2 protein-coding genes are annotated in these 1,572 nt (G+C 72.6%); both read left to right on the forward strand.

Features of this window, described 5'->3' with window-relative positions; translation table 11 throughout:
• A partial coding sequence (locus AC0CYZ_RS31425) for a hypothetical protein (RefSeq protein ID WP_472222152.1) occupies window positions 1-272 on the forward strand: 272 nt, incomplete at its 5' end.
• 464 nt (window positions 273-736) lie between these two features.
• A partial coding sequence (gene glyA, locus AC0CYZ_RS31430) for a serine hydroxymethyltransferase (protein ID WP_472222154.1) occupies window positions 737-1,572 on the forward strand: 836 nt, incomplete at its 3' end.

The following is a 1,572-nucleotide window of genomic DNA, read 5'->3' on the forward strand; positions in this document are numbered from 1 at the left end:
GGGAGCGCGAGATGGAGATCGACGGCATTCTGGTCGTGGAGTCCCCCGAGGATCACGGACACTCCTGGCGCTGGGACGATCCGCGCGGGTTCGAATCGGAAATCCTCTGGGACCGCCAGATCGGATACCTGACCCTGGGCACCCGGGTGCCGCCGGGCGGGTGGACGCACAACACCCTCGACGCCTCCCGCTGGGGCCACGCCCGCAACATCATCGAGGCCCGGACCGTCGTCGAGCGCTACATCACCCACGCCGCGGCGAAGCCGGCGTGAGCGCGGGCGCCCCGCCCCGCCCCATGATCATCAGCACGTAGCGCACGTCCGCGCGCTCTCTCGGCTGCGCCCTGTGCCCCTCGCCAGGTGAGGTGGACCCGGGTCGCCCGCGCGCCGCCGCCGTTCCTTGATCATCAGCACCTGACGCAGGGTCGGGCGCCCTCTCGGCTGCGCCCTGTGCCCCTCGCGAGCCGAGGTGGACCTGGTCGCCCGCGCGACTCAGCCGCCCGCGCGCCACTGCCGCCCGCCCCAGCTCCATGATCACGAGCACATGGCGCACGTCGGCACGCCCCACGAGTTGCGCCCAGTGCCCCTCGTCGGCGGGGCTCCCCGGCGCCCTCGACGAGTGAGCCGCCGACTGCGCCCGACTCCGCGCCCCCGCACCCATTGACGCTGCCGAGCACGCCTGCCTACAGTCCGCGCCAATAGATATATCAGTCGTCGAAGTAGTGCGGAGCACGCCGATGTCGCTGACCGTCGCCCACGCGAACAGCCTGCGGGGAGCCGAGGTCCTGTCCCGGCCGCTCGCCGAGGCCGACCCGGAGGTCCACGCCGCGATCGGGCGGGAGACCACGCGGCAGCAGCGCACCCTGGAGATGATCGCGAGCGAGAACGTCGCCCCGGCGGCCGTGCTCAGCGCGCAGGGCTCGGTGCTCACCAACAAGTACGCCGAGGGCTACCCGGGCCGGCGCTACTACGGCGGCTGCGAGCACGTCGACGTGATCGAGCAGCTCGCGATCGACCGGGTGAAGGAGCTGTTCGGTGCGGAGTTCGCCAACGTCCAGCCCCACTCCGGCGCCCAGGCGAACGCCGCCGTCATGGCCGCCCTGCTCTCCCCCGGCGACACCATCCTGGGCCTCGACCTCGCCCACGGCGGCCACCTCACCCACGGGATGCGCCTCAACTTCTCGGGCCGGCTCTACGACGTCGCCGCCTACCACGTCCGCGAGGACGACCACCGCGTCGACATGGAGGAGGTCGCCCGGCTCGCCCACGAGCGCCGCCCGAAGCTGATCATCGCGGGCTGGTCGGCCTACCCGCGCCGGCTCGACTTCGCCGCGTTCCGGCGCATCGCCGACGAGGTCGGGGCGTACCTCATGGTCGACATGGCCCACTTCGCCGGGCTGGTCGCCGCGGGCCTGCACCCCTCCCCCGTGCCGCACGCCCACGTCGTCACCTCGACCACGCACAAGACCCTCGGTGGCCCCCGCGGCGGGTTCGTCCTCGCCACCGCGGACCTGGGCAAGAAGCTCAACTCGAGCGTCTTCCCCGGTCAGCAGGGCGGGCCGCTCGAGCACGT

The sequence above is a fragment of the Actinomycetospora sp. genome, assembly GCF_055612215.1.